The 24,331-nt window shown below is 59.7% G+C and carries 21 protein-coding genes; 16 read left to right on the forward strand and 5 right to left on the reverse strand.

The genetic code is table 11. The features are described from left to right. The first annotated feature begins 10 nt into the window (after positions 1-10). The 4 genes from EGY12_RS22785 to EGY12_RS22800 all read left to right on the forward strand — a co-directional run bounded on the left by EGY12_RS22785 (position 11) and on the right by EGY12_RS22800 (position 5,646). A complete protein-coding gene (locus tag EGY12_RS22785) occupies positions 11-433 on the forward strand; it encodes an NUDIX hydrolase (protein WP_123895473.1) in 423 nt (140 codons plus the stop codon). A gap of 233 nt (positions 434-666) precedes the next feature. After that, positions 667-1,827 carry a NapC/NirT family cytochrome c gene (locus EGY12_RS22790; RefSeq protein ID WP_123895474.1) on the forward strand — a complete coding sequence of 387 codons (1,161 nt, stop codon included), beginning with the start codon at positions 667-669 and terminating at the stop codon, positions 1,825-1,827. Positions 1,828-1,840: 13 nt separating this feature from the next. Further along, on the forward strand, positions 1,841-4,315 hold the full coding sequence (gene torA, locus EGY12_RS22795; protein ID WP_123895475.1) for a trimethylamine-N-oxide reductase TorA: 2,475 nt from the start codon (positions 1,841-1,843) through the stop codon (positions 4,313-4,315). A 155-nt stretch (positions 4,316-4,470) separates the two neighbouring features. Further along, positions 4,471-5,646: a sugar efflux transporter gene (locus tag EGY12_RS22800; RefSeq protein WP_123895476.1), complete on the forward strand. Its 1,176-nt coding sequence runs from the start codon at positions 4,471-4,473 to the stop codon at positions 5,644-5,646. Here the strand turns inward: EGY12_RS22800 and EGY12_RS22805 are convergent. Next, a complete protein-coding gene (locus EGY12_RS22805; RefSeq protein WP_015378527.1) occupies positions 5,643-5,897 on the reverse strand; it encodes a YkgJ family cysteine cluster protein in 255 nt (84 codons plus the stop codon). The two genes, EGY12_RS22800 and EGY12_RS22805, sit on opposite strands and share 4 nt — an antisense overlap. 259 nt (positions 5,898-6,156) lie before the next feature. Here EGY12_RS22805 and mtr point away from each other — a divergent pair, with 259 nt between their 5' ends. Then, a complete protein-coding gene (gene mtr, locus EGY12_RS22810; protein ID WP_123895477.1) occupies positions 6,157-7,401 on the forward strand; it encodes a tryptophan permease in 1,245 nt (414 codons plus the stop codon). A gap of 126 nt (positions 7,402-7,527) precedes the next feature. Continuing rightward, positions 7,528-8,100: an elongation factor P-like protein YeiP gene (gene yeiP, locus EGY12_RS22815; protein WP_004935725.1), complete on the forward strand. Its 573-nt coding sequence runs from the start codon at positions 7,528-7,530 to the stop codon at positions 8,098-8,100. Positions 8,101-8,143: 43 nt separating this feature from the next. Here the strand turns inward: yeiP and uxuA are convergent, their stop codons facing one another. Then, entirely contained in the window at positions 8,144-9,334 is a 1,191-nt protein-coding gene (gene uxuA, locus EGY12_RS22820; protein WP_123895478.1) for a mannonate dehydratase, read from the reverse strand. Positions 9,335-9,627: 293 nt separating this feature from the next. On the opposite strand from uxuA, the gene EGY12_RS22825 reads away from it, so the two are divergent. Further along, entirely contained in the window at positions 9,628-11,100 is a 1,473-nt protein-coding gene (locus EGY12_RS22825; RefSeq protein ID WP_123895479.1) for a mannitol dehydrogenase family protein, read from the forward strand. A gap of 62 nt (positions 11,101-11,162) precedes the next feature. On the opposite strand, the gene EGY12_RS22830 is transcribed toward EGY12_RS22825, so the two are convergent. After that, positions 11,163-11,471: a type 1 fimbrial protein gene (locus tag EGY12_RS22830; RefSeq protein WP_033639838.1), complete on the reverse strand. Its 309-nt coding sequence runs from the start codon at positions 11,469-11,471 to the stop codon at positions 11,163-11,165. A gap of 318 nt (positions 11,472-11,789) precedes the next feature. On the opposite strand from EGY12_RS22830, the gene EGY12_RS22835 reads away from it, so the two are divergent. The 9 genes from EGY12_RS22835 (at position 11,790) to yejF (ending at position 22,176) form a co-directional block, all read left to right on the forward strand. Continuing rightward, positions 11,790-12,764 (forward strand): GTP-binding protein, encoded by a 975-nt coding sequence (locus tag EGY12_RS22835; protein ID WP_123895480.1) that lies wholly within the window; start codon positions 11,790-11,792, stop codon positions 12,762-12,764. A gap of 78 nt (positions 12,765-12,842) precedes the next feature. Further along, positions 12,843-13,553, forward strand: a complete 711-nt coding sequence (locus EGY12_RS22840) for a phosphatase PAP2 family protein (protein ID WP_123895481.1) — start codon at positions 12,843-12,845, stop codon at positions 13,551-13,553. Positions 13,554-13,963: 410 nt separating this feature from the next. Further along, positions 13,964-14,539, forward strand: a complete 576-nt coding sequence (mepS, locus tag EGY12_RS22850) for a bifunctional murein DD-endopeptidase/murein LD-carboxypeptidase (protein WP_038876300.1) — start codon at positions 13,964-13,966, stop codon at positions 14,537-14,539. Positions 14,540-14,700: 161 nt separating this feature from the next. Further along, positions 14,701-14,877: a hypothetical protein gene (locus tag EGY12_RS23420; RefSeq protein WP_172962950.1), complete on the forward strand. Its 177-nt coding sequence runs from the start codon at positions 14,701-14,703 to the stop codon at positions 14,875-14,877. A gap of 73 nt (positions 14,878-14,950) precedes the next feature. Further along, a complete protein-coding gene (locus tag EGY12_RS22855) occupies positions 14,951-16,534 on the forward strand; it encodes a cyclic di-GMP phosphodiesterase (RefSeq protein ID WP_123895482.1) in 1,584 nt (527 codons plus the stop codon). Positions 16,535-16,626: 92 nt separating this feature from the next. Next, the gene (locus tag EGY12_RS22860) at positions 16,627-18,438 is read left to right on the forward strand and encodes an extracellular solute-binding protein (RefSeq protein ID WP_123895483.1); all 1,812 of its coding nucleotides are present in this window, start codon (positions 16,627-16,629) and stop codon (positions 18,436-18,438) included. A gap of 9 nt (positions 18,439-18,447) precedes the next feature. Then, entirely contained in the window at positions 18,448-19,542 is a 1,095-nt protein-coding gene (locus EGY12_RS22865) for a microcin C ABC transporter permease YejB (protein ID WP_049199348.1), read from the forward strand. Beyond that, positions 19,539-20,564, forward strand: coding sequence for an ABC transporter permease (locus tag EGY12_RS22870; protein ID WP_123895484.1), 1,026 nt, complete (start codon positions 19,539-19,541; stop codon positions 20,562-20,564). The genes EGY12_RS22865 and EGY12_RS22870 overlap by 4 nt, the downstream gene beginning before the upstream one ends. Position 20,565: 1 nt before the next feature. Further along, the gene (gene yejF / locus EGY12_RS22875; RefSeq protein WP_123895485.1) at positions 20,566-22,176 is read left to right on the forward strand and encodes a microcin C ABC transporter ATP-binding protein YejF; all 1,611 of its coding nucleotides are present in this window, start codon (positions 20,566-20,568) and stop codon (positions 22,174-22,176) included. An 8-nt stretch (positions 22,177-22,184) separates the two neighbouring features. Here yejF and EGY12_RS22880 read toward each other — a convergent pair whose 3' ends face one another. Both EGY12_RS22880 and EGY12_RS22885 read right to left on the reverse strand, forming a co-directional pair. Beyond that, positions 22,185-22,529 carry a YejG family protein gene (locus tag EGY12_RS22880; protein WP_123895486.1) on the reverse strand — a complete coding sequence of 115 codons (345 nt, stop codon included), beginning with the start codon at positions 22,527-22,529 and terminating at the stop codon, positions 22,185-22,187. A 593-nt stretch (positions 22,530-23,122) separates the two neighbouring features. Beyond that, the gene (locus EGY12_RS22885; RefSeq protein WP_123895487.1) at positions 23,123-24,319 is read right to left on the reverse strand and encodes a Bcr/CflA family multidrug efflux MFS transporter; all 1,197 of its coding nucleotides are present in this window, start codon (positions 24,317-24,319) and stop codon (positions 23,123-23,125) included. Positions 24,320-24,331 lie beyond the last annotated feature (12 nt).

A 24,331-nucleotide genomic window follows, 5' to 3' on the forward strand; every position in this document is an offset into this window, starting at 1 on the left:
GGAGAAAAGCATGAACGTAGTGACGGGCATCGGGGTGATCATCGTCAACCCGCAAGGCGAGATTTTGTTGGGTAAACGCTGCGGCTCCCACGCGCCCTTTTGGTCGATCCCTGGCGGACACCTGGAGGCCGGTGAAACCTTCGAGCAGTGCGCCCAACGCGAAATCGCCGAAGAGACCGGGCTGCTCATCGATCCGCCTCGCTTCGTGGGCGTCAGCAACAATCTGCAAACCTGGCGCGCCGAAGGCAAACACACGGTGTCTATCTGCCTGCAGGTAGATCATCCCGGTGGAGACGCCGAGCTGAGAGAACCCGAGAAATGCGCCGAGTGGCGCTGGTGCGCGCCAGATGCCCTACCGGAGCCGCATTTCGAAGCCAGCCGCACCGCCATCCGCCTGTGGCTGAGCGGCCAGGCCTATGTGCCCACGGTCTGATCCATCGCGAGCGCATGTTGCGCTCGCTTCCCCTGCCGTACCGCCCCACCGCTATATACATCAGAATATAACGCTATTTTTTGCGATATATGCCATTTTTTTGACTACGGATAACCCTATGGGGTTAACCCTCTTCTATTATTATCCCTGCAATCGACGTGGCATTCTGACCTCCGGTCGGCGGCCTTTTGGCAAGATTTTATTTTAAATTCATAATTATAAGCGGGTTTACCATGAGCAAAAAACTGACTGGCTTTGAAAAAAAGCGCCGGTGGGGATGGCTATGGCTTTTGCTGCTGGGGATTATCCTCGGCGCAGCGCTGTTGGCCGGGACCGCCACCGTCTTCCATAAAACCAGCGATACCGCCTTCTGCGTTTCCTGCCACACCATGCAACAGCCGCTGGCCGAATATCAGGGCAGCGTCCACTTCCAAAACACCAAGGGCATCCGCGCCGAGTGCGCCGACTGCCACGTGCCGCACCAGCCGATCGATTACCTGTGGACCAAGATCCGCGCGGTGAAAGACATTTATGGCGAGATGGTCGGCACCATTGATACGCCGGAAAAATACGAAGCGCACAAGCTGGCGATGGCGCAATCAGTCTGGAAAACGCTAAAAGAGAACGACTCGGCCACTTGCCGATCTTGCCACAGCTACGACGCCATGGACATCACCGCCCAGCGCCCTGAAGCGCGCCTGCAGCACCCGGTGGCAATCAAACAGGGCGAGACCTGCATCGATTGCCATAAGGGCGTGGCCCACATCCTGCCGGATATGAGCGGCGAAACCCAGGCCGGCGCCGCCGAGTTGGCGAAGGCTGCGGCGCTGACCGCACCGGACGCCACCACCCTCTACACCATCGCGACCGAACCGTTCTTCCTCAGTGCGGACGACAGCCATAACGCCGGCAACCTGATGCCGTCCACCGAAGTGCAGGTGGTGAAGCAGGATGGCGACAAAGTGTTGGCCACCGTGAGCGGCTGGCAGCAGGACGGCGTCAGCGAAGTGTTCTACGCCGCGCAGGGCAAACGCATCCTCAGCGTGCTGCTGGGCGAAGACGCACGCAAACAGCTGAAGACCGCCTCCACCCAGACCGACGCGGAAACCGGCCTGGTCTGGCACCAGGTTTCTCTGCAGGTGTGGCTGCCGCGCAAACAGTTGATCGACGATCAGCAAAAAATCTGGCGCTACGCTGCGGACATGATGTCGGCCAACTGCACCGGCTGCCACGGGCTGACCGCGCTCGATCGCTTCAACGCCAACCAATGGATCGGCGTCATCAAAGGCATGGCGCCGCGCACCTCGCTGACGCAGGAACAGCTGCGCGTGCTGACGCAATACGTACAAAAACACGCCAGCGACATGCCACCTGCCGCACCGGCCAAGCTTTAAAGGGAGAAGCGCAATGAGCAACCAACAACCGTTAAAAATGAGCCGCCGCCGCTTCCTGACCGGCGCCGCCGCGCTGACCGCCGCCCCGCTGCTGGCAGGCTTATGGCCCAAAGCGGCGCTGGCGCAGGCCATCAGCGAAGCGCTGCCGCAGTTCATCGTCTTGCGTCAGGCGCAAAAAGGGATTCTGACCGGCGCCCACTGGGGCGCGTTCGAGGCCATCGTGCAAGACGGCAAGATGGTCGGCGTGCAGCCGGTGCAGGACGATCCGTATCCGAATGAGCTGATCACCATGGCGCCTTATCAGGTGCACGCCAAGAACCGCATCAAATACCCGATGGTGCGTAAAAGCTGGCTGGAGGGCGGCCCCGGCAGCCGCACCGAGCTGCGTGGCCGTGACGAGTGGGTGCGCGTCAGCTGGGACAAAGCGACCGAGCTGGTGTGCAATGAGATCACTCGCCTGCAAAGAGATCACGGGCCGCAGTCGATCTACGCCGGTTCCTACGGCTGGAAAAGCGTCGGCATGCTGCACAACAGCCGCACGCTGCTGCAGCGCCTGATGAACCTGACCGGCGGTTTCCTCGGCTACGCCGGCGACTACTCTACCGGCGCGGCGCAGGTGATCATGTCGCACGTGGTCGGTTCGATGGAGGTCTACGAACAACAGACCGCCTGGCCGAACGTGATCGAGAACAGCGAGCTGGTGATCCTGTGGGGCTGCAACCCGATGGTCACGCTGAAAAACAGCTGGAACGTGCCGGATCACGTTGGCCAGACCGGCTTCGAGGCGCTGAAGAAGAAAGGCACCCGGGTGATCAGCATCGATCCGGTACATAACGACAGCGCCAAGTTCGTCAATGCGCAGTGGATCGCCCCGCGTCCTTATACCGATGGCGCCATGCTGATCGGCATCGCCCACACGCTGCTGACCGAGAAGCTGCATAACCCGGACTTCCTGAAAACCTACACCGTCGGCTTCGACAAGTTCCAGGCCTACCTGCTGGGCGAGAGCGACGGTGTCGCTAAAACCGCCGAATGGGCGGCCGACATCAGCGGCGTCGATGCCGACACGCTGCGCGGGCTGGCTCGCGAGATGGCGAAGCATCGCACCATGATCATGGGCGGCTGGGGCATTCAACGCCAGCACCACGGCGAACAGCAACACTGGCTGCTGGTGACGGTGGCGGCGATGCTCGGCCAGATCGGCCTGCCGGGCGGCGGCTTCGGCTTCAGCTACCACTATTCCTCCGGCGGCAGCCCAACCGCCAAAGGCGGCATCATCGCCGGCATCTCCGCCGGCAATGCGCCGAAGAACTCGCCGGCGCCGATCCCGGTGGCGCGCATCGCCGAATGCCTGAGCAACCCGGGCAAAACCATCGACTTCAACGGTGCCAAGGTCACCTATCCCGAGGTGAAAATGGTGTATGTGGCGGGCGGCAACACCTTCCACCAGCATCAGGACACCAATAACCTGGTCAAAGCCTGGCAGCGGCCGGACACCATCGTGGTCAACGAGCCTTACTGGACCGCCACTGCCAAGCATGCCGACATCGTGCTACCGGCCACCACCAGCTACGAACGCAACGATCTGGAGATGGGCGGCGACTATTCGCAGCTCTATGTGTTCCCGATGCATCAATGCGTGCCGCCGCAGCACGAGTCGCGCAGCGACTTCGATATCTTCTCGGCGATGGCGGCCAAACTGGGCGTGCAGGAAGCCTTTACCGAGGGCAAGGACGAAACCCAGTGGCTGAAAGGCATGTACGACGACATGAAGAACCAGGCCCGCGCCGCCCGGGTGGCGTTGCCGCCGTTCGACATGTTCTGGCAGTCCAACAACTACGTGCGCTTCCCGGTGCCGGAGGCCAACAAGCAGTGGGTGCGCTTCGCCGACTATCGCGACAACCCGTTGCTGAACCCGCTGGGCACGCCGTCGGGCAAGATCGAGATCTACTCCGATGCTATCGCCAAAATGCACTACGAGGATTGCCCCGGCATCCCGACCTGGATGCCGCCGCACGAGTGGTATCGCGGCCCGGAAGCGGCTAAATACCCGCTGTCGCTCAATACCGCGCACCCGACCAACCGGCTGCACTCTCAGCTCGACAATACGCCGCTGCGCGAGAAATACGCAGTAGCGGATCGTGAAGCGATCCTGATCCACCCGCAAGACGCGCAGCCGCGCGGCATCAGCATCGGCGATCTGGTGCGGGCGTTCAACGATCGCGGTCAGATCCTGGTGGGCGCGGTGGTCAGCGAAGACGTGCGACCGGGCGTGGTGCGCATCAGCGAAGGCGCCTGGTTCGATCCGGCCGATCCGGCGCAACCCGGCTCGCTGTGCAAGAACGGCAACGTCAACTGCCTGACCTTCGACATCGGCTCTTCCAGCCTGGCGCAGGGCAACTGCGGGCAGATGGCGCAGCTGCAGATCGAGAAGTATCGGGGGCCGGTATTGAAAAATACCGCGCACGCGGTGCCGCAAGGCGCCTGATTTATCGGCAAGCAAGGGGGGCGCAACGCGCCCCTTTTTTCTCGTCGCCGCGCGACATATCCGTTTACCCTTCGCCGCAAGGGAGCGGTTTGCGTTTCATTTCAACGGGCGTATGATGCGCGCGACCTTCCTTTTTCGACGAATTCTCAACCACCATGCCGACTTCATCCGCAGTAACGCGACGCGCGCCCGATCTCACTTCGCTGGCCTTTTTGGCGGTGGCGTTTCTTACCGGCATCGCCGGCGCCCTGCAAACCCCGACGCTGAGTCTGTTTCTGGAAACCGAGGTCAAGGTACGGCCGGCGCTGGTCGGGCTGTTCTTTACCGGCAGCGCGGTGATCGGCATTCTGGTCAGTCAGTTTCTCGCCGGCCGTTCGGATAAACAAGGCGACCGCAAGTCACTTATTTTCCTCTGCTGCATGCTGGGTGCGCTGGGGTTCACGCTGTTCGCCTGGAACCGCGACTATTACCTGCTGCTGATCGTCGGCGTGGTGCTTACCAGCTTCGGCTCCACCGCCAACCCGCAGATGTTTGCGCTGGCGCGTGAGCATGCCGACCGTACCGGCCGCGAGGCGGTGATGTTCACCTCCATCATGCGCGCCCAGGTCTCCCTGGCCTGGGTCATTGGCCCGCCGATCGCCTTCGCGCTGGCGCTGGGCTTCGGCTTCAAGGCCATGTATCTGGCGGGCGCGGCGGCCTTTGTGCTGTGCGGCCTGCTGGTGTGGAAACGGCTGCCCTCAATGCCGAAAACCGCGGCGACGAACGCGCCCCTGGCCGCACCGCGGCAGCACCGCCGCGATTCGCTGCTGTTGTTCGTCGCCTGCACCCTGATGTGGACCGCCAACAGCATGTATCTGATCAACATGCCGCTGTACGTGGTGCACGAGCTGCGGCTGCCGGAGCGGCTGGCCGGGATATTGATGGGCGCCGCCGCCGGGCTGGAGATCCCGGTCATGCTGCTCGCCGGCCTGGCGGCGAAGCGCTGCGGCAAACGCCGCCTGATGCGCGGGGCGGTGGTCGCCGGCGTGCTGTTCTACTGCGGCCTGCTGTTTATCACCGGCAGCTGGCCGCTCATCGCCCTGCAGCTGCTGAATGCGGCGTTTATCGGCGTGCTGGCGGGGATCGGCATGCTCTATTTTCAGGATTTGATGCCCGGCCAGGCCGGCGTGGCCACCACGCTGTTCACCAACACCACCCGGGTGGGCTGGATCATCGCCGGCTCGATCGCCGGCGCGGTGGCGGAAATCTGGAACTACCATGCGGTGTTTTACGCCGCGCTGGCGATGACGGTGGGGGCCACGCTGTGCCTGTGGCGGTTGAAAGACGCTTAGGGCGCGGTGTCCGCTTCCAGCCTGGCGAGATAAATCAGCGCCTGATCGCGGTGATCGTGGCACATGTCGCGGCTCGGCTGCAGGCTGCCGCACACTTTCGGCCGCAGCGGCGAATGAAACAGGCCGCAGCGCAGCCGTTCATCCAGGTGAATGCAGCGGGTATTGGCGGGCTTGCCGTTCGGCATGCCAGGGATCGGGCTGGATATTGACGGCGCGATACAGCAGGCGCCGCAGTCGCTGCGACAGTCCATCAGCGCTACTCCTGGTGGGCTGGGGAAAAGAAGCGCGACAATAGCAGCCGCGTGCGGTGGCCGCCAGCAGAATCCCTGCCCCCTTGCGATCTTTACACTCATCGCCCTGCGCCACCGGTTTCACCTATGGCGAATAAACGCCCAACAAACCTTGATTTAAAGGAAAAAACGCGTGAAACGTGCAATTCCCCCGCTTTACATGCGTCATGCGCCCATGTACCATTGAGCTAGTACAAAAGAACCCATCCCAGGAGCCCTCATGTCTACGGACACCATCCAGAAGCTGGCCCGCCCTTCCGTTCTCGGCGGCGCGATGATCATTGCCGGTACCGCCGTTGGCGCCGGCATGTTTTCCATTCCGATCGTCACTTCCGGCGTCTGGTTCAGCGGCTCCGTCGCGCTGCTGGTGTATACCTGGGCCTGCATGTTGCTTTCCGGCCTGATGATCCTCGAAGCCACGCTGCACTACCCGAGCGGCGCCAGTTTCAACACCATGGTCAAGGATCTGCTGGGTAAAGGCTGGAACGCCGTGAACGGCCTGTCGGTGGCGTTCGTGCTGTATATCCTGACTTACGCCTATATCTCCGCCGGCGGCTCGATCATCGCCCACACGCTGGAGGGCATCGTCGGCGTCGGCCAGACCACCGCCGGCCTGGTGTTCGCGCTGGTCGTGGCGTTTATCGTCTGGCTCTCCACCCGCGCGGTCGATCGCCTGAGCACCATTCTGATCGGCGGTATGGTGATCACCTTCGTGATGTCGGTGGGCGACATGTTCACCCACGTGCAGCCTGCGGTGCTGTTCAACACCGGCGATGACCAGGCCAGCTATCTGCCCTACGCCCTGGCGGCGTTGCCTTACCTGCTGACCTCATTCGGCTACCACGGCAACATTCCCGGGTTGGTGAAGTACTACCACAAGGACAGCGGCTCCGTAGTGCGCAGCCTGGTGTACGGCACCCTGCTGGCATTGGCGATCTACATCCTGTGGCAGTATGTGATTCAGGGCAATATCGCGCGCGATGCCTTTAAGCAGGTGATCGCCGAGGGCGGCAATATCGGCAGCCTGCTCAAGCAAATGGGCAACGTCTCCAGCAGCCAGACCGTCAGCCAGTTGCTGAACGCCTTCTCCTATATGGCGCTGGCCAGCTCGTTCCTCGGCGTGTCGCTGGGCCTGTTCGACTACCTGGCGGACTTCTGCAAGTTCAAGGACGACGCCGTCGGACGCAGCAAGACCGCACTGGTGACCTTTGTGCCGCCGACCCTGGCCGCGCTGCTGTTCCCGAACGGTTTCCTGTACGCCATCGGCTTCGCCGGGCTGGCGGCCACCATTTGGGCAGTGATCGTGCCGGCGCTGATGGCGCGCGCCAGCCGCCGCCGCTATCCGCAGGCGGATTACCGCGCACCGGGCGGCAACGGCGTGATCCTGTTCGTCATCCTGTTCGGGCTGATCAACGCCGCCGCGCATATTCTGTCGCTGTTCGGCCTGCTGCCGGTCTTCCAGTGATCCTCGAAGGGAGGGCGCCCGCTCTCCCTTTCCCGCACTGTTTTTACGCCGGGCTATTGCCTGAAATCGGCGGCGCGAGTACCTTGTCGCAACTTCTCTAATACTCTTCATTGCGGATGAATTGAAATGGCAAGAGCTAACGAAATTAAGCGCGGCATGGCGATCAGCTACAACGGCAAGCTGCTGCTGGTAAAAGATATCGACGTGCAGAGCCCGAGCGCCCGCGGCGCCAGCACCCTGTACAAAATGCGCTTCTCCGACGTGCGCACCGGCCTGAAAGTGGAAGAACGCTTCAAGGGCGACGATATCCTGGACACCATTTCCCTGTCGCGTCGCAAGGTGAACTTCTCCTATATCGACGGCGAAGAATACGTGTTCATGGATGACGAAGACTACACTCCGTACATCTTCAAGAAAGACCAGATCGAAGACGAGCTGCTGTTCATTCCGGAAGGCGGCCTGCCGGGCATGCAGGTGCTGACGCTGGACGGCCAGGTGCTGGCTCTGGAGCTGCCGCAGACCGTGGACATGGAAATCGTCGAGACCGCGCCGGGCATCAAAGGCGCTTCCGCCAGCGCCCGCAACAAACCGGCCACCATGGCGACCGGTCTGGTGATCCACGTGCCGGAATACCTCAGCGCCGGCGACAAAATTCGCATTCATATCGCCGAACGCCGCTATATGAGCCGCGCCGACTAGCCGGCGCCCACGGGGCCGGTACTTGGCCCCGTTTCGTTTTGCGCTACGGCAATTCCGGGAAAAAGCGCCGCTTGAGCGCCAGCTCGACGCCGCGCAGTTCCGCCAGCCCTTTCAACCGTCCGATGGCCGAATAGCCCGGATTGGTTTTCTTTTTCAAATCGTCCAGCATCTGATGCCCATGATCGGGACGCATCGGGATCGGCCGCCGATCGCCCGCCCGCTGCCGACGCAGCTCTTCGGTCAAGATCGCTTCGATCACCGCCACCATGTCCACATCGCCCTGCAGGTGCGCCCCTTCGTGGAAGCTTTTCGGGTTCTCCTCGCGGCAGGTGGCACGCAGGTGGGTAAAGTGAATGCGATCGCCGAAGGTTTCAATCATCCGCACCAGATCGTTGTCGGCGCGCACGCCGTAGGAGCCGGTGCACATGGTAAAACCGTTATAAATGCTGTCGACGGTCTGCTTCAGCCACTGCATGTCCTCAATCGTAGAGACGATGCGTGGCAGGCCGAGGATCGGCCGCGGCGGATCGTCGGGGTGCACCGCCAGCCGGATACCAACCTCTTCCGCCACCGGCACGATGGCACGCAGAAAGACCGCCATGTTTTCTCGCAGCCGCGCCTTGTCGATGCCGTCGTATTCCGCCAACCGGCGGCGGAACTGTTCCAGCGTGTAGCCCTCTTCCGCCCCCGGCAGCCCGGCGATGATGTTACCCGTCAGCCGGTTTTTTTCCTCCTCGCTCATGGCGGCGAAACAGGCCGCCGCCTGGCTGCGCTCTTGCGGCGTATAGTCGGCCTCGGCGCCGGCACGCTGCAGGATATGCAGCTCGAACGCGGCAAAGGCTATCTGATCGAAACGCAGCGCTTTGGAACCGTCCGGCAGCGGATAGGCCAGATCGGTGCGCGTCCAGTCGAGGATCGGCATGAAGTTGTAGCAGACGGTGTCGATGCCGCAGGCCGCCAGGTTGCGCAGCGACTGCTGGTAATTGGCGATGTACCGCCGCCAGTCGCCGCTGTGGGTTTTGATCTCCTCATGCACCGGCACGCTCTCAACTACCGACCACACCAGCCCCTTTTCCGCCAACAGCGCCTGGCGCGCGCGGATCTCGTCGATCGGCCAGACTTCACCGTTCGCGATATGATGTAACGCCGTCACCACCCCGGTCGCCCCAGCCTGACGCACGTCGTCTAAAGAGACCGGATCGTTCGGGCCATACCAACGCCATGTTTGTTCCATGTTTTGTCCTTATGCCTGTTTCGCACCGCGATGCTGTTATACCAGTTTAATTTAGATGTCAGTTATCTTTAACTTACTCCTTCGCCCTGTGCTGTCAAAACCGAACCCCTCATTGGTTGATCCACTTCACGATTCTGGCTTATTTTGGACTGACCAATTTCTTTAACTGGCCGACAACCTTACACTGAGCGCAGTTTTTTATCGTCGGCGCCGCCCTGCCTGTACGGCAGAAAACTGGTCTGCTAACTTGAGGCAAGTGGCCCGCCAGATGTCTTACATGCTTTGGAGATGAGATGAAAACGATCGCCAACACCCCGCTGCCGAGCGCCGTCCGGCAGCCGGACTATGACCGTCAGGCCCTGCGCAGCCGCATCGTGCACCTCGGCTTCGGCGCGTTCCACCGCGCGCATCAGGCGTTGCTGACCGATCGGGTGCTGAACGCCCACGGCGGCGATTGGGGCATTTGCGAAATCAGTCTTTCCGGCGGCGTGCCGCTGTTTGAGGCGCTGCGGCAACAGGATCATCTGTACAGCGTGCTGGAAAAAGGCGCGGACAGCCATCAGGCCATCGTAGTCGGCGCGGTGCATGAGAGCCTGCATCGCAAACTGGAGGGCATCACCGCGGTGCTGGAGAAGCTGGCCGAGCCGCAGGTGGCGATCGTCTCGATGACCATCACCGAAAAAGGTTACTGCATCGAGCCCGGCAGTGGGCGGCTGGATCGGCAGCATTCGGGGATCGTCGCCGATCTGGCGGCGCCGCATCAGCCGCAGACCGTGCCCGGCATTTTGGTGGAGGCGCTGCGGCTGCGGCGCGAACGCGGCCTGCCCGCCTTCTCCCTGCTCTCCTGCGACAATATTCCGGAGAACGGCCACGTGCTGCGTCGGGCGGTCCTCGATCTGGCGCAGGCGCGGGATCCGGCGCTCGCCGATTGGATCGCCACCGCCGCCACCTTCCCCTGCACCATGGTAGATCGCATCGTGCCGGCCGCCACGCCGGCCACGCTGGATGAGATCGCCGCCGCGCTGGGCGGCGTGCGCGACGAATGCGCCATCGCCTGTGAGCCCTTTATTCAATGGGTAGTGGAAGACAACTTCACCGCCGGACGCCCGGCGTGGGAGCTGGCCGGTGCCCAGTTGGTCAGCGATGTGCTGCCGTTTGAGCACATGAAGCTGCGCATGCTGAACGGCAGCCACTCGTTCCTGGCTTATCTGGGCTACCTGGGCGGCTACCGCTACATCAACGAGTGCATGGCAGATGAGCACTATCGCCGCGCCGCCCTGCGGCTGATGCTGGACGAACAGGCCCCGACGCTAAGCGTCACCGGCATCAGTCTGCCCGACTACGCCGCACAGCTTATCGCGCGCTTCAGCAATCCGGCGCTGCAACACCTTACCTGGCAGATCGCCATGGACGGTTCACAGAAGCTGCCGCAGCGCCTGCTGGACACGGTGCGCTGGCATCTGCGGCACGGCGGCGACTATAGCGGGCTGGCGCTGGGCGTGGCGGGCTGGATGCGTTACGTTGGCGGCGTCGATGATGCCGGTCAGCGGATCGACATTCGCGATCCGCTGGCAGACGTGCTGCAACAGACGATCGCCGCAACGCCGGACGATCGGCGGCGCGTTAAGGGGCTGCTGGCGCTGAAATCGGTGTTCGGTGAAACGCTGGCGACACATGCGGCGTTTACAGACGCCGTGACGCAAGCCTATTTGTCGCTGCGCGATCGCGGAGCGCGTGAAACGGTGAGGGAGTGGGTGATGCGGTGAGTAGCCTGCAAGGCCGAGAATAACCATGCCGGCGTAACGTTACGCCGGCATGGCGGAACGACTTAACGATAAACGACCGTCATAACAGCGAGTTTCTTCTGTTGGTCTACCCACTTCATTTCGGTTGTGCCTAGATTTAGCGGAAGTTCTTTGCGTGTAGTATCAAAACCTGACAACGCTTGCTGGGCCTGATAACGCTGGCCGTTGCGGTAACACTGCGTATTCGCCTTAGAATCTGCAATATTGACCGTGCAAGGACTTTCAACGATAGAACCGACGAAGCGAATGACTCCGCCGGCCACTCCTGCATGACTCACTGCCGTCCATGAAAACAACATTCCTACGATCAAAAATAACCGAAAGGCATTCATGGCAACCTCATTTTTAGTTAAGCCAATTTAACCATAGAGGATCTTGTTAGGAATAATCGCAAGGAAAGGGACGAGATTTGATCGTTAATCGCGTCATTAACAATGTAAAAACAAGCTACTAACAAAAGTTAACCGTATCTAATACAGGGTTTTATCTAAGAATTTTCTTGTCATGAACCGTGGATTTTACCGGTTGAAAAACGCAGGGTGACGTGCAAAATTTGCGAGATAGAGCACAAATTAAATCGCCGCCGCTTCACCGATAAGGCAGCGTAACTCATTTATTAAGCAGGTTAATTTTTGCACCGGGAATTATTAATGACTAAAACCAATCTCATTACCGGCTTCCTCGGCAGCGGTAAAACCACCACCATCCGCCATTTGCTGGCTCATAAGCCCGAACATGAACGCTGGGCGGTATTGGTCAATGAATTCGGCGAGATCGGCATCGACGGCGCGCTGCTGGCGGACACCGGCGCGGTGCTCAAAGAGATCCCCGGCGGCTGCATGTGCTGCGTCAACGGCCTGCCGATGCAGGTGGGCTTGAATATGCTGTTGCAGCAGGCCAAACCGGACCGGCTGCTGATCGAGCCGACCGGACTTGGACATCCGAAACAAATCCTGTCGCTGCTGACCCAAGAGAGCTATGCCGGCTGGATCGATCTGCAGGCCACGCTGTGCCTGCTGGATGCCCGTCACCTCAGCCAGCCCCGCTATCGCGATAACGAAAATTTCCGCGATCAGTTAGCCGCGGCCGACATCATTTTGGCCAGCAAAAGCGATACCTATCAGCCGGAAGATCGGCTGGCGCTGGAAACCTGGAGGGCGCAAGATCCGCTGCAGCGGCCCTGCTATACCATCGCGCAAGGCGAGGCGGATACCGCGCTGTTGTCACTTCCGCGCACGAATCGTACAGAATTACCGGACGCGCAGCATCATCATGGTCAGGCGAAAACGCAGGGGCTGGCGGCGTTGCGGTTGCCGGAGCACGCCCGCTGGCGTCGAGCGCTGAACGAGGGGCAAGGCTTCACCAGCTGTGGCTGGATTTTTGACGGCGACACCCAGTTCGACACCGTCAGCTTTATGGAGTGGGTGCGACTGGCCCCGGTCGAACGCGCCAAAGGCGTGGTGCGCATCCCCGAAGGTACGTTGCTGATCAATCGCCAGGGACAGGATCTCAGCATCGAAACCCGCCCGATCGCGCCGCTCGACAGCCGGATTGAACTGATCCACAGCGAAAATGCCGACTGGAACGCCCTGCAATCCGCCTTGTTTAAGATTCGTTTAAGTTAAACCCCGTACCGTTGCCCCCCCGGTTGTCGCAGGGCGGCCGGGTTTTGTTTCGTTTTCATTTTTTCAACAGGTTATGTCATGACACGCCGCAATTTACCCTTCATTCTCTTCTTCAACTTACTGGGCATTGCGCTGTTTCTGTCCTGGTTCCTGCCGGCCAATCACGGCGGCTGGTTTACCCTGGATTCGGCGATTTTCTTCTTCTTTAACCGCCATCTGGCCACCGACCCGGCATTTTTGCACCTGGTCGCCATCACCAACAACCGCGCGTTCGACGTTATCTCGCTGCTCGCCATGGGTTTGCTGTATCTGTTCTTCTACCTGAAGCAGGACGCGGCCGGCCGCCGCCGCCTGGTGATCACCGGCGTGGTGATGCTGCTGACCGCCGTGGTGCTGAATCAGCTTGGTCACCTGCTGCCGGTGAAACATCCGAGCCCCACCCTGACCTTCGACAATATCAATCGCGTCAGCGAGCTGACCGGCATTCCCACCAAGGACGCTTCCGGCGACAGCTTCCCCGGCGACCACGGCATGATGCTGATTATTTTTTCCTGCTTTATGCTGCGCTATTTCGGCCGCGGCGCCTTCGCCGTCGCCCTCCTGATTACGCTGGTCTTTTCATTGCCACGCGTGATGATTGGCGCTCACTGGTTTACCGATATCGCCGTCGGCTCGCTGTCCGTAGTGCTGGTTGGCGCCAGTTGGGTGCTGATGACACCTTGCAGCGATTGGATTGTCGAGCGTTTAAACCGCCTGTTGCCCGGTAGCCACCGCCCCGGCCAGCCATAACGTGCGGCTATGACTCATACCGGGAGGCGCCCGCCTCCCGCCCTTTATCCCTTCGCTGAACGCAGAATTTCGCCGCCGACCGTTAACGCTTTTGCAACCTGATTTCACGCCAAATTCATACATCGGACAATTGGCGTTTTTTATATGAAGTTTTACATTATGTTACATCACAAATTCATATAAAAAAGACGGGAAAAAGACTCGCAATCCCCTATTTGTTCCGGTAATCTCAGATGCGTTTGTGCCTGGTTTAAGTCGAATCAGTATGGAATCCGATAAAAATGTGCGTTCTCGCACGTTTTCAGCGGTAACTGGTTGTCGATGCAACAGGTGCGGACTAGGCTCGTTCCGTTTGGCATTTTTCAGGTAGCGACTTTCGTCGTTAAGGACTTCAAGGGAAAACAACAACAATGGTCAAATCTCAACCGTTTCTGAGATATTTTTTGCGGGTAGTCCCTGCAATTGCCGCTGCGGTTATGCTGTCAGCGTGCAGCTCGACTCACACTTCGAACTTGAATAACGCACAAACTGAGATGCGTGCAGTTAATGACAAAGACGGTCTTTTACTGCAAGCCTCTCAGGATGAATTCGAAGCGATGGTCCGCAACGTTGACGTCAAGTCAAAGATTATGGATCAGTACGCGGACTGGAAAGGCGTTCGCTACCGCTTAGGCGGTGACACCAAGCGCGGCATCGATTGCTCGGCGTTTGTCCAGCGCACCTTCCGCGAACAGTTCGGTATGGATTTACCGCGTTCTACCTATGAACAGGAAGATCTCGGCAAGAAAATCCAGCGCACCAAGCTGCGCGCCGGTGATTTAGTGCTGTTCCGCGCCGGTTCTACCGGGCGCCATGTCGGCATCTATTTAGGCAACGATCAATTCGTTCACGCTTCCACCAGCAGTGGCGTCATGATTTCCAAGCTGACCGATAACTACTGGGATAAACGTTATCGAGAAGCGCGTCGGGTGCTGACCAGCGGCTGACGGTGTAATGCCCTGAAGATCCTGAAGACCAAACGAGCGATAAGCGCCGCCTACGGGCGGCGTTTTTTTGGCTGTCGAACAGGTATCATCGAAATTGATTCCTGCCTTATCGTCACCTTTCCCCGCTTAACGTCACCGCACACCATTATTTTGATAAACTGTTGGCTGGAAATCGCGCCGCCGAAGCAAAACTCGCCTATTATCGTCAGATGACGGCAACGGCGCCCCGGCGTTATTTAAAACGTTTCCGCTTAAAATATGCGCATTATATTTTTATCGGTGACGCCGCGTATTTAAACAGCGCCGCCGGTTGGGTACGGGATAAACAGCAAAAATGAAAAAAAAGCCGTTGGCACAATCCATTAAATGGCTGAGCGACACTCCTGATGCCCAGTTGCAGAGGGCTCGACTATGGGGTTGAAAAGAGCTTTCGCCCGCAGCGTGTCGCACCGACAGCGCAGCCTGGCTAAAAGCTGTGTCGCCGCCCTGGTATTTTTTACGCTATTCACCGCGGTCACGCTTTCTTTGATCAACCACCAGCGTACGCAATATCAACACAAGGTCGAAGCGCGTACGCAAAAATTCACGCAGGGCTATATCTCGCACCTGATGGCCGTGATGCAGCAAATGATGCCGCTGCTGGACAAGCCTTGCCTCTCCAGCCAATCAGACATTACCTACCAGGCGGCCTTTACCAGCGGCGTGCGCACTTTCCTGTTGGTGAAGGACGGTTACGCCTATTGCTCCTCCGCTACCGGCGACATGATGTTGCCGATGAAAAACCTCTATCAGGACATCGACTGGGATCTGCCCCTGGATCTGAAGCTGCAGCAGGGCACGCCGATCGTGCCAAATAAGCCAGCGGTTGCGGTTTGGCTGCGGCATCCCGGCGAGCGGGCGACCGGCATCCTCGCTACGCTGGACATCGATCTGATGCCCTATCTGCTGTTCACCTCACACGATGAACAGGCGCCGGGCATCGCCATAGTGATGGGCAACCGCGCGCTGACCACCTTCAGCCCGAATCTGATGCCGGTCGATCAGCTGCCGAAAGGTAAAGCCGATAACCTGACGCTGCCCAATCTTCCGTTGACCATCATGTTCTACAACGAGAAGCTGACACCCAACGACATTCGCCTGACGCTGCTGGGCAGCCTGGTGCTGTCATTAATGATCGGCGTACTCTGCTACTATATGCTGCTGCTGCGGCAAAGCCCCGAACGCGCGCTGCTGCGCGGCATCAAGCGCAACGAGTTCTTTATCGAATACCAGCCGGTGTTCCATACCAGCAGCAACAGCATCGGCGGGCTGGAAGCGTTGATCCGCTGGCAGCATCCGATCGAGGGCCGTATCCCACCCGATGTCTTTATCCCCTACGCCGAAAATAACGGGTTGATCGTGCCGCTTACCCGCCACCTGTTCCGGCTAATCGCCGAAGATGCGCCGCAGCTCGCTAAAGCGTTGCCACAGGGAGGCAAAGTCGGCCTCAACATCTCCCCTACCCACCTCAGCGCACCGTCGTTCCACCAGGACGTGTATGAACTGTTGGCGCAGCTGCCGGGCAATTATTTTACGCTGGTGTTTGAAATCACCGAGCGCGGCATGGTGGAAGAAGCAAGCGCGCTGGCAGAGTTCGACTGGCTGCACAAACAGGGCATTGAGATCGCGGTGGACGATTTTGGCACCGGCCACAGCGCGTTGATCTACCTTGAACGTTTCACTATGGATTACCTGAAGATCGACCGTGGCTTCGTCAACACCATCGGCCAGGACACGGTCACCGCGCCGGTGCTGGATGCGGTGATCTCCCTGGCGAAAAAGCTGAAAATGCTGACGGTGGCCGAGGGCGTGGAAACTGCCGAGCAGATGCAGTTCCTGCAGGAGCACGGCGTCAACTTTATGCAGGGCTACTATTTTAGCAAACCGTTAAGCATCGACAATTTCGTTGCTTACTGCAATGCTCATCAGGTCTTTGATTATCAGGCAAAAAAATAGTTAATCTTTAAGCATCTTTACCCTGTGCCTGCCCGAAGAATGTTATGCTGGGCGCAGTTGTACTTTATTCCACAGCAGGAGCTTACCGTCCGATGTCCGTGCGCATTTTCGCTGCTCTGGTGCTCTCGGCACTGAGCTTCGGTCTGCAGGCCGAAGCCCTCAACGAAAGCTACGCTTTCGCCCTTCTCGGTGAACCGAAATACGCCACCGACTTCAGCCATTTCGACTACGTCAATCCGGCGGCGCCCAAAGGCGGCGACGTGCGGCTGGCGGCCATCGGCACCTACGACAACTTCAACCGCTTCGCCACCCGCGGCGTGCCCGGTGCCCGTACCGACCAACTTTACGATACCCTGTTCGCGACGTCCGACGACGAACCCGGCAGCTTTTATCCGCTGATTGCCGAATCGGCCCGTTACCCCAGCGATCTGCGCTGGGTCGAAGTGGACATCAACGCCCGCGCCCGCTTCCAGGACGGCACCCCGATCACCGCCGCCGACGTGGCCTTTACCTTCAACAAGTTCATGACCGAAGGCGTGCCGCAGTTTCGCTCTTATTACAAAGGCGTCACGGTCAAGGCTATCTCGCGTTTGACGGTGCGTATGGAGTTTCCACAGCCGAACAAAGAGGCGATGCTGTCGCTATTCGGCAGTCTGCCGATCCTCCCGGCTGCTTTTTGGCAAGGGCATAAGCTCAATGAGCCGCTCAACATCCCGCCGCTCGCCAGCGGCCCGTATAAAATCGGCGATTACCGTCTCGGCCAGTACATCACCTACCAGCGAGTGCGCGATTACTGGGCCGCCAACCTGCCGGTAAACCGCGGCCGCTATAACTTCGACAGCATTCGCTACGATTATTACCTGGACGATAAAGTAGCGCTGGAAGCCTTCAAGGCCGGCGCTTACGATTTCCGCATCGAGCCGTCGCCCAAAAGCTGGGCCACCCAGTACCAGGGCGGCAACTTCGCGCGTAACTACATCATCAAGCAAGACGAGATCAATCAGGCTGCCCAGAATACCCGCTGGTTGGCATTCAACATCCAAAAACCGCAGTTCGCCGATCGGCGGGTGCGGGAAGCGATCGGCCTGGCTTTCGACTTCAACTGGATGAACAAGGCGCTGTATTACAACGCCTATCAGCGCGCCGACAGCTATTTCCAAAACACCGCCTACGCCGCCCGCGGCTACCCGGACGCCGCCGAGCTGGCCTTGCTGGCGCCGCTCAAAGGCCAGGTGCCGCCTGAGGTGTTTACCAGCATCTACCAGCCACCCGCTTCCGACGGCAGCGGCAGCGATCGGCAAAACCTGCTGAAGGCGACCCAACTACTGAAAGAAGCCGGTTGGGTGGTCAAAAATCAAAAGCTGGTCAACGCCAAAACCGGCCAGCCGTTCACCTTCGAGCTGATGCTGCTGAGCGGCAGCAACTTTCAGTACGTATTGCCATTCCGCCATAACCTGCAGCGGCTGGGCATCGATATGCAAATTCGCGAGGTCGACGCCTCACAGTACACGCGCCGTCTGCGCGAACGCGATTTCGACATGATGCCGACGGTCTATCAAGCGATGGCGTTCCCCACCACCAACTTGCAAATCATTTGGGGTTCGGAGTACGTCAACTCCAGTTACAACACCCCCGGCGTCAAAGATCCGGCGGTCGATAGCCTGGTCAACCAAATCGCCGCCCATCAGGGCGACGAAAAAGCCCTGCTGCCGCTCGGCCGCGCGCTGGACCGGGTGCTGACCTGGAACAACTACATGCTGCCGATGTGGTACTCCAACCACGATCGCTATGCCTATTGGGACAAGTTCTCCACGCCGCCGATCCGTCCGGCCTATGCGATCGGCTTCGACAACTGGTGGTACGACGTCAACAAGGCGGCGCGTTTACCGGCTCAACGGCAATAAGGAGTCGGAATGGCGGCCTATCTGATACGCAGACTGTTGCTGGTGATCCCCACCCTATGGGCGATCATCACCATCAACTTCTTTATCGTGCAAATTGCACCCGGCGGCCCGGTCGATCAGGCCATCGCCGCCATTGAGCTGGGGCATGGCAGCGGTTTTGGCAGCGGCGGTGTCGGCGAAGGCCTGGGCCATGTTCGAGCCGGCGTTCCCGCCGCAACCGAAGGACAGTATCGCGGTTCGCGCGGCCTGGATCCGGAGGTGATCGCCGAGATCACAAAACGCTACGGCTTCGACAAACCGCTGCACGAACGCTACTTCACCATGCTGTGGAACTATATGCGCTTCGACTTCGGCGACAGCCTGTTTCGCGGCGCCTCGGTGATGCAGCTGATCGGCCAGAGCCTGCCGGTCTCCATCACGCTGGGCCTTTGGAGCACGCTGATCATCTACCTGGTGTCGATCCCGCTCGGCATCCGCAAAGCCGTCCACAACGGCAGCGCGTTCGACACCTGGAGCAGCACGCTGATCATCATCGGCTACGCCATTCCGGCTTTCCTGTTCGCCATCCTGATGATTGTGCTGTTCGCCGGCGGCAGCTACCTGGACTGGTTCCCGCTGCGCGGTCTGGTCTCCAGCAACTTCGATACCCTCTCGTGGCCGGCAAAGATCGCCGACTACCTGTGGCACATCACCCTGCCGGTGCTGGCGACGGTGATCGGCGGCTTCGCCACCCTGACCATACTGACCAAAAACGCGTTCCTCGACGAGATCCGCAAGCAGTACGTCACCACCGCCCGCGCCAAAGGACTGGATGAGAAAAAGATCCTGTACCGCCACGTGTTCCGCAACGCCATGCTGCTGGTGATCGCCGGTTTTCCGGCCACCTTTATCAGCATGTTCTTCACCGGCTCGCTGCTGATAGAAGTCATGTTCTCGCTCAACGGCCTGGGGCTGCTGGGCTACGACGCCACGCTGCAGCGCGACTACCCGGTGATGTTCGGCACGCTGTATATCTTCACCCTGATCGGCCTGCTGTTGAATATCCTCAGCGATATCACCTACACCCTGGTCGATCCGCGCATTGATTTCGAGGCCCGCCAATGAGCCACCTTAGCCCGAGCAACCAGGCGCGCTGGGCGCGTTTTCGCCGCAACCGCCGCGGCTACTGGTCGCTGTGGATCTTCTTGGTGCTGTTCACCCTGAGCCTGGCCGCCGATCTGATCGCCAACGACAAACCGCTGTTGGTGCGTTATGAAGGCCGGTTGTACCTGCCGTTTATGATTAACTACAGCGAAACCGCCTTCGGCGGCGAACTGAACACCGAAGCCGACTATCAGGATCCGTTCGTTCAGCGGCAGATTGAACGCCACGGTTGGGCGGTCTGGGCACCAATCCGCTTCAGTTACGACACCATCAACTTCGCTACCGAGGTGCCCTTCCCCTCACCACCTTCGCGCCACAACCTGCTGGGCACCGACAGCAACGGCAGCGACGTGCTGGCCCGAGTGCTGTACGGCTTTCGCATCTCAATGCTGTTCGGCCTGGCGCTGACGCTGTTTTCCAGCCTGATCGGCGTGTGCGTCGGCGCCACTCAGGGCTATTACGGCGGGCGTTTCGATCTGTGGGGGCAACGCTTTATCGAAGTATGGTCGGGCATGCCGACGCTGTTTCTGATCATTCTGCTGTCGAGCATCGTCCAGCCCAATTTCTGGTGGCTGCTCGGCATCACCATCCTGTTCGGCTGGATGAGCCTGGTGGGCGTGGTGCGCGCCGAATTCCTGCGCACGCGCAATTTTGATTACATCCGCGCCGCGCGCGCCATGGGCGTGCCGGATCGGGTGATCATGTCCCGCCATATGCTGCCCAACGCCATGGTGGCGACGCTGACCTTCCTGCCGTTTATCCTCTGCGGCTCAATCACTACCCTGACGTCGCTCGACTTCCTCGGTTTCGGTCTGCCGATCGGTTCGCCGTCGCTCGGTGAATTGTTGCTGCAAGGCAAAAACAATCTGCAGGCGCCGTGGCTTGGCATCACCGCCTTCCTGGTATTGGCGGTGCTGCTGTCGTTATTAATCTTTATCGGCGAAGCGGTGCGCGACGCCTTTGACCCCAGCAAGGCGCATTGATATGGCCACTCCTTTGCTCGCTATTCAGGATCTCAGCATCGCCTTTCGCCAGGGCGACACCGTCACGCCGGTGGTCAACGAACTCTCGCTGCAAATAGCGCCGGCGGAAACGCTGGCGCTGGTGGGGGAATCCGGCTCCGGCAAAAGCGTCACCGCTCTGTCTATACTGCGCCTGCTGCCCGCGCCGCCGGTGGTTTACCCTACCGGCGATATCCTGTTCAACGGCGACTCGTTGCTGAATGCGCCGGAAGCGGCGCTGCGCAAGGTGCGCGGCAATCAGATCGCGATGATCTTTCAGGAACCGATGGTGTCGCTTAACCCACTGCACACCGTCGAGAAACAGCTGGCGGAAGTGCTGATGCTGCACCGCGGCCTGCGGCGCGAAGCCGCGCGCGCAGAGATCGTCGAATGCCTGGAGCGCGTTGGCATCCGCCAGGCCAAAAGCCGGCTGCAGGACTATCCGCATCAGCTCTCCGGCGGTGAACGCCAGCGGGTAATGATCGCTATGGCGGTGTTGACCCGCCCGAAACTGCTGATCGCCGACGAACCCACTACTGCGCTCGACGTCACTATCCAGGCGCAGATCCTGACACTGCTGCAAGAGCTTAAGCAGGAGATGGGCATGGGGCTGCTGTTCATCACCCACAACCTGAATATCGTGCGCCGCCTGGCGGACAACGTGGCGGTGATGCGCCAGGGCCGCTGCGTGGAGCAAAACGGCCGTGCGCAGCTGTTCAGCCGGCCGCAGCATCCCTACACGCAGCAGCTGCTGGCCGCCGAGGACGTCGGTGAGCCGCTGCCGCTGCCTGCCGCAGCCAACGGGCGCGCCGGCGACGAGCGGCCGCTGCTCAAGGTGGAAGATCTGCAGGTGCGCTTCCCCATCCGACGCGGCCTGCTGCGCCGCACGGTGGATTATCACTATGCATTGAAATCATTGAGTTTCGAGCTGCACGCCGGGGAAAGCGTGGGGCTGGTGGGGGAATCCGGCTCGGGTAAAAGCACCACCGGGCTGGCGCTGCTGCGCCTGTTGGCCTCCCGGGGCGCCATCTGGTTCGACGGCGAACCGCTGCACCCGCTCACGATGAAGCAGATGCTGCCCTACCGCAGCCGGATGCAAATCGTCTTCCAAGATCCCTACTCCGCCCTGAACCCACGCCTGAACGTGCAGCAAATCATCGCCGAAGGGCTGGAAGTGCACCAGCGGCTTAGCGCCGAGCAGCGGGAACAGCGCGTGATCGAGGTATTGCAGGAGGTCGGCCTGGATCCGCAGCTGCGCCATCGCTATCCCACCGAGTTTTCCGGCGGCCAGCGTCAGCGTATCGCCATCGCGCGCGCGCTGATCCTGCAACCACAGCTGCTGATCCTCGACGAACCGACCTCTTCGCTGGATAAATCGGTGCAGGCGCAGATCCTGACGCTGCTGAAATCGCTGCAGCAACGCCACCGGCTGGCTTATCTGTTCATCAGCCATGACTTACAGGTGGTGCGTTCGCTATGTCACCAGGTTATCGTGCTGCGACAGGGGGAAGTGGTTGAACAAGGAGACTGCCGGGCGATTTTCGCGGCGCCCGCCGCCGACTATACCCGTCAACTGCTGAAGTTGGCGGATTAGCGGCGAATTCAGAAAGGGTATTGCGCGCTGAGCGGTTCAGCAATCGCGGCGCCGACGTTTTTCAGGCGGCACATGGTGGCGCTCTCGTCGCTGCGCTGCACGAACAGGCAAGGCTCCCCTTCCCATTCGACGATCGCGCAGTCGACCTGAATCTCCTGCAGCGACAGATTGAGCTGTTGCATAACCTGCCAGGCCTCGGCCCCTTCATGGCTGAGTAACTTCAGCCCAATCAGGTTGTTATCCTCGTCTACTCCGTTAAACGGAAGCGGTTCTACCTTCACGCCGGTAAAACCGGATAGCCAACGATAACTTTGCGGCAAGCGATGCACTACCGAAAGTTGGATACTCTCCACATGAAATCCCTAGATTGAAAAGGTGAAACACTTTTACCTGACAGGGTTACTAAGTTATAGCCGTTGACTCCCGACTCTGCCGCGCACAAATGTTATTTAAATGTAAATTTTGCCGCAAGCCATTAACCAGACCCCGTGCTTGCCGATGTCGTGCCATTTTTTGGCGCGCCGTGCGGTGTTATTTCACGGCATTTTGCGACTCAGCTCGCATTTTTGCGTTATATGTAACCCTTTCCCGCAGCGATCTCAACTCTTTTTTCTTGCAATGCGACTACTTTTCCGTCGCCATATTTTTACAATGAAGAAACATTTGCCCCACCGCGTTAGCGCAGCATCACCAGCTAATACCTTGATTTACATCAATCCTAATACAAACCCCCCGTACCGCTCAGCCGGCATAACGCTTCGCCTCGCGAGAAATATTGGGCGGTGTGAGAGTGGGATTTTTTAACAAAAAGCACACAGGTGAGAAAACGACCAATTAATTAGCAGGCATATATTTAGCAACAAATTTTTCATTGCCAGTTGCCCCCTGAAATGGCAGGGCGCAACCCGTGACGATTCAGGGCAATACGCCCCGAATCGGGAGAACCTCAGGCCGCGCGATCGCGCGGCCGGCTGGCGTAAAGATAGAACAGCACCGCCACGATGCTGCACAGCGCCATCGAGGTGACCATGGGCCAGGCGCTCTTGCCCGGCGCCATCGACAGCACCGCCCCCACCAGCGCGCCGATGCTGAAACGCAGCGTGCCGGCCAGGGAAGAGGCGGTGCCCGCCATATGGGGGAAATCATCCAGGATCACCGCCATGGCGTTGGAAGAGATCATCGCGATGCACCCCAGATAGACCGCAACGCCGATCACCAGCGCCCAGAAGCCGAGGCCGACGGCGCTCACCGCCACCAGCCACAGCCCCATCGCCAACTGCACCAGCAGCCCCAGTTTGAACATTTTGACCGCGCCGAACCGCCGCACGTTGCGGCTATTGATCAACGTTGTCAGGAACAGGAAGACGATGTTCAACGCAAAATAATAGCCGAAGTGCTGCGGCGAAACGTGGTTCAGCTCGATGTAGACGAACGGCCCGGCGCTGAGGAAAGAAAACATACCCGCAAACGAGAAGGCGCTGGCCAACATGTAGCTCAGCACTCGCTTGTGGCGGAACAGCGAACCGAAGTTGCCCAGCGTGGTGCGCAGGTGGAACCGCTGTCGCCGCTCTTTCGGTAGCGTCTCCTTGATATACAAGGCCACCAGCAGTGAACCGATCAGCGCCGCGGCGCCCATGGTCCAGAAGATGGCGTGCCAGCTGAACCACAGCAGCAGCGCGCCGCCGATCATCGGTGCCAGCAGCGGCGCAATGGTCATCACCAGAATGACGAACGACATCATGCGCGAGAACTCGTCCTTGGTGAACATGTCGCGCATCAGGGCGTTGATCACCACGCTGGCGGCGGCGGCAGCCAGGCCGTGCAGGAAACGCAGTCCGATCAGTTGGTCGATCGACTGCGCCATGGCGCAGGCACAGCCGGCAATGGCGAAGATCAGCGTTCCCCACAGGATCACCGGCTTGCGGCCGAGGCTGTCCGACATCGGCCCATAAAACAGCTGCCCGAAGGCAAAGCCGAGCATATAGGCGCTGAGCGTCATCTGCACGCTGCCAGACTCGACGCCAAACTGGGCGGCGATCACCGGCATACTGGGCAGGTACATGTCGATGGCCAACGGCATCAACATGGACAACAGGCCCAAAATGAAAATCAAACCGAGATGAGAGGTTCGGTTCTGTTGCACGTTCCACGACTC

The organism is Serratia sp. FDAARGOS_506, assembly GCF_003812745.1.
Lineage (GTDB): Bacteria > Pseudomonadota > Gammaproteobacteria > Enterobacterales > Enterobacteriaceae > Serratia.

Bases quoted from the DNA above. Each gene is read 5' to 3' on its own strand.
- EGY12_RS22790 (WP_123895474.1), top strand. From the start codon at position 667: ATGAGCAAAAAACTGACTGGCTTTGAAAAAAAGCGCCGGTGGGGATGG.
- EGY12_RS22870 (WP_123895484.1), top strand. From the start codon at position 19,539: ATGAGCCACCTTAGCCCGAGCAACCAGGCGCGCTGGGCGCGTTTTCGC.
- EGY12_RS22805 (WP_015378527.1), bottom strand. From the start codon at position 5,897: ATGGACTGTCGCAGCGACTGCGGCGCCTGCTGTATCGCGCCGTCAATA.
- EGY12_RS22830 (WP_033639838.1), bottom strand. From the start codon at position 11,471: ATGAATGCCTTTCGGTTATTTTTGATCGTAGGAATGTTGTTTTCATGG.
- EGY12_RS22855 (WP_123895482.1), top strand. From the start codon at position 14,951: ATGGGGTTGAAAAGAGCTTTCGCCCGCAGCGTGTCGCACCGACAGCGC.
- EGY12_RS22860 (WP_123895483.1), top strand. From the start codon at position 16,627: ATGTCCGTGCGCATTTTCGCTGCTCTGGTGCTCTCGGCACTGAGCTTC.
- uxuA (WP_123895478.1), bottom strand. From the start codon at position 9,334: ATGGAACAAACATGGCGTTGGTATGGCCCGAACGATCCGGTCTCTTTA.
- EGY12_RS22840 (WP_123895481.1), top strand. From the start codon at position 12,843: ATGACACGCCGCAATTTACCCTTCATTCTCTTCTTCAACTTACTGGGC.
- mtr (WP_123895477.1), top strand. From the start codon at position 6,157: ATGTCTACGGACACCATCCAGAAGCTGGCCCGCCCTTCCGTTCTCGGC.
- mepS (WP_038876300.1), top strand. From the start codon at position 13,964: ATGGTCAAATCTCAACCGTTTCTGAGATATTTTTTGCGGGTAGTCCCT.
- torA (WP_123895475.1), top strand. From the start codon at position 1,841: ATGAGCAACCAACAACCGTTAAAAATGAGCCGCCGCCGCTTCCTGACC.
- yeiP (WP_004935725.1), top strand. From the start codon at position 7,528: ATGGCAAGAGCTAACGAAATTAAGCGCGGCATGGCGATCAGCTACAAC.
- EGY12_RS22825 (WP_123895479.1), top strand. From the start codon at position 9,628: ATGAAAACGATCGCCAACACCCCGCTGCCGAGCGCCGTCCGGCAGCCG.
- EGY12_RS22865 (WP_049199348.1), top strand. From the start codon at position 18,448: ATGGCGGCCTATCTGATACGCAGACTGTTGCTGGTGATCCCCACCCTA.
- EGY12_RS22835 (WP_123895480.1), top strand. From the start codon at position 11,790: ATGACTAAAACCAATCTCATTACCGGCTTCCTCGGCAGCGGTAAAACC.
- yejF (WP_123895485.1), top strand. From the start codon at position 20,566: ATGGCCACTCCTTTGCTCGCTATTCAGGATCTCAGCATCGCCTTTCGC.
- EGY12_RS22800 (WP_123895476.1), top strand. From the start codon at position 4,471: ATGCCGACTTCATCCGCAGTAACGCGACGCGCGCCCGATCTCACTTCG.
- EGY12_RS22785 (WP_123895473.1), top strand. From the start codon at position 11: ATGAACGTAGTGACGGGCATCGGGGTGATCATCGTCAACCCGCAAGGC.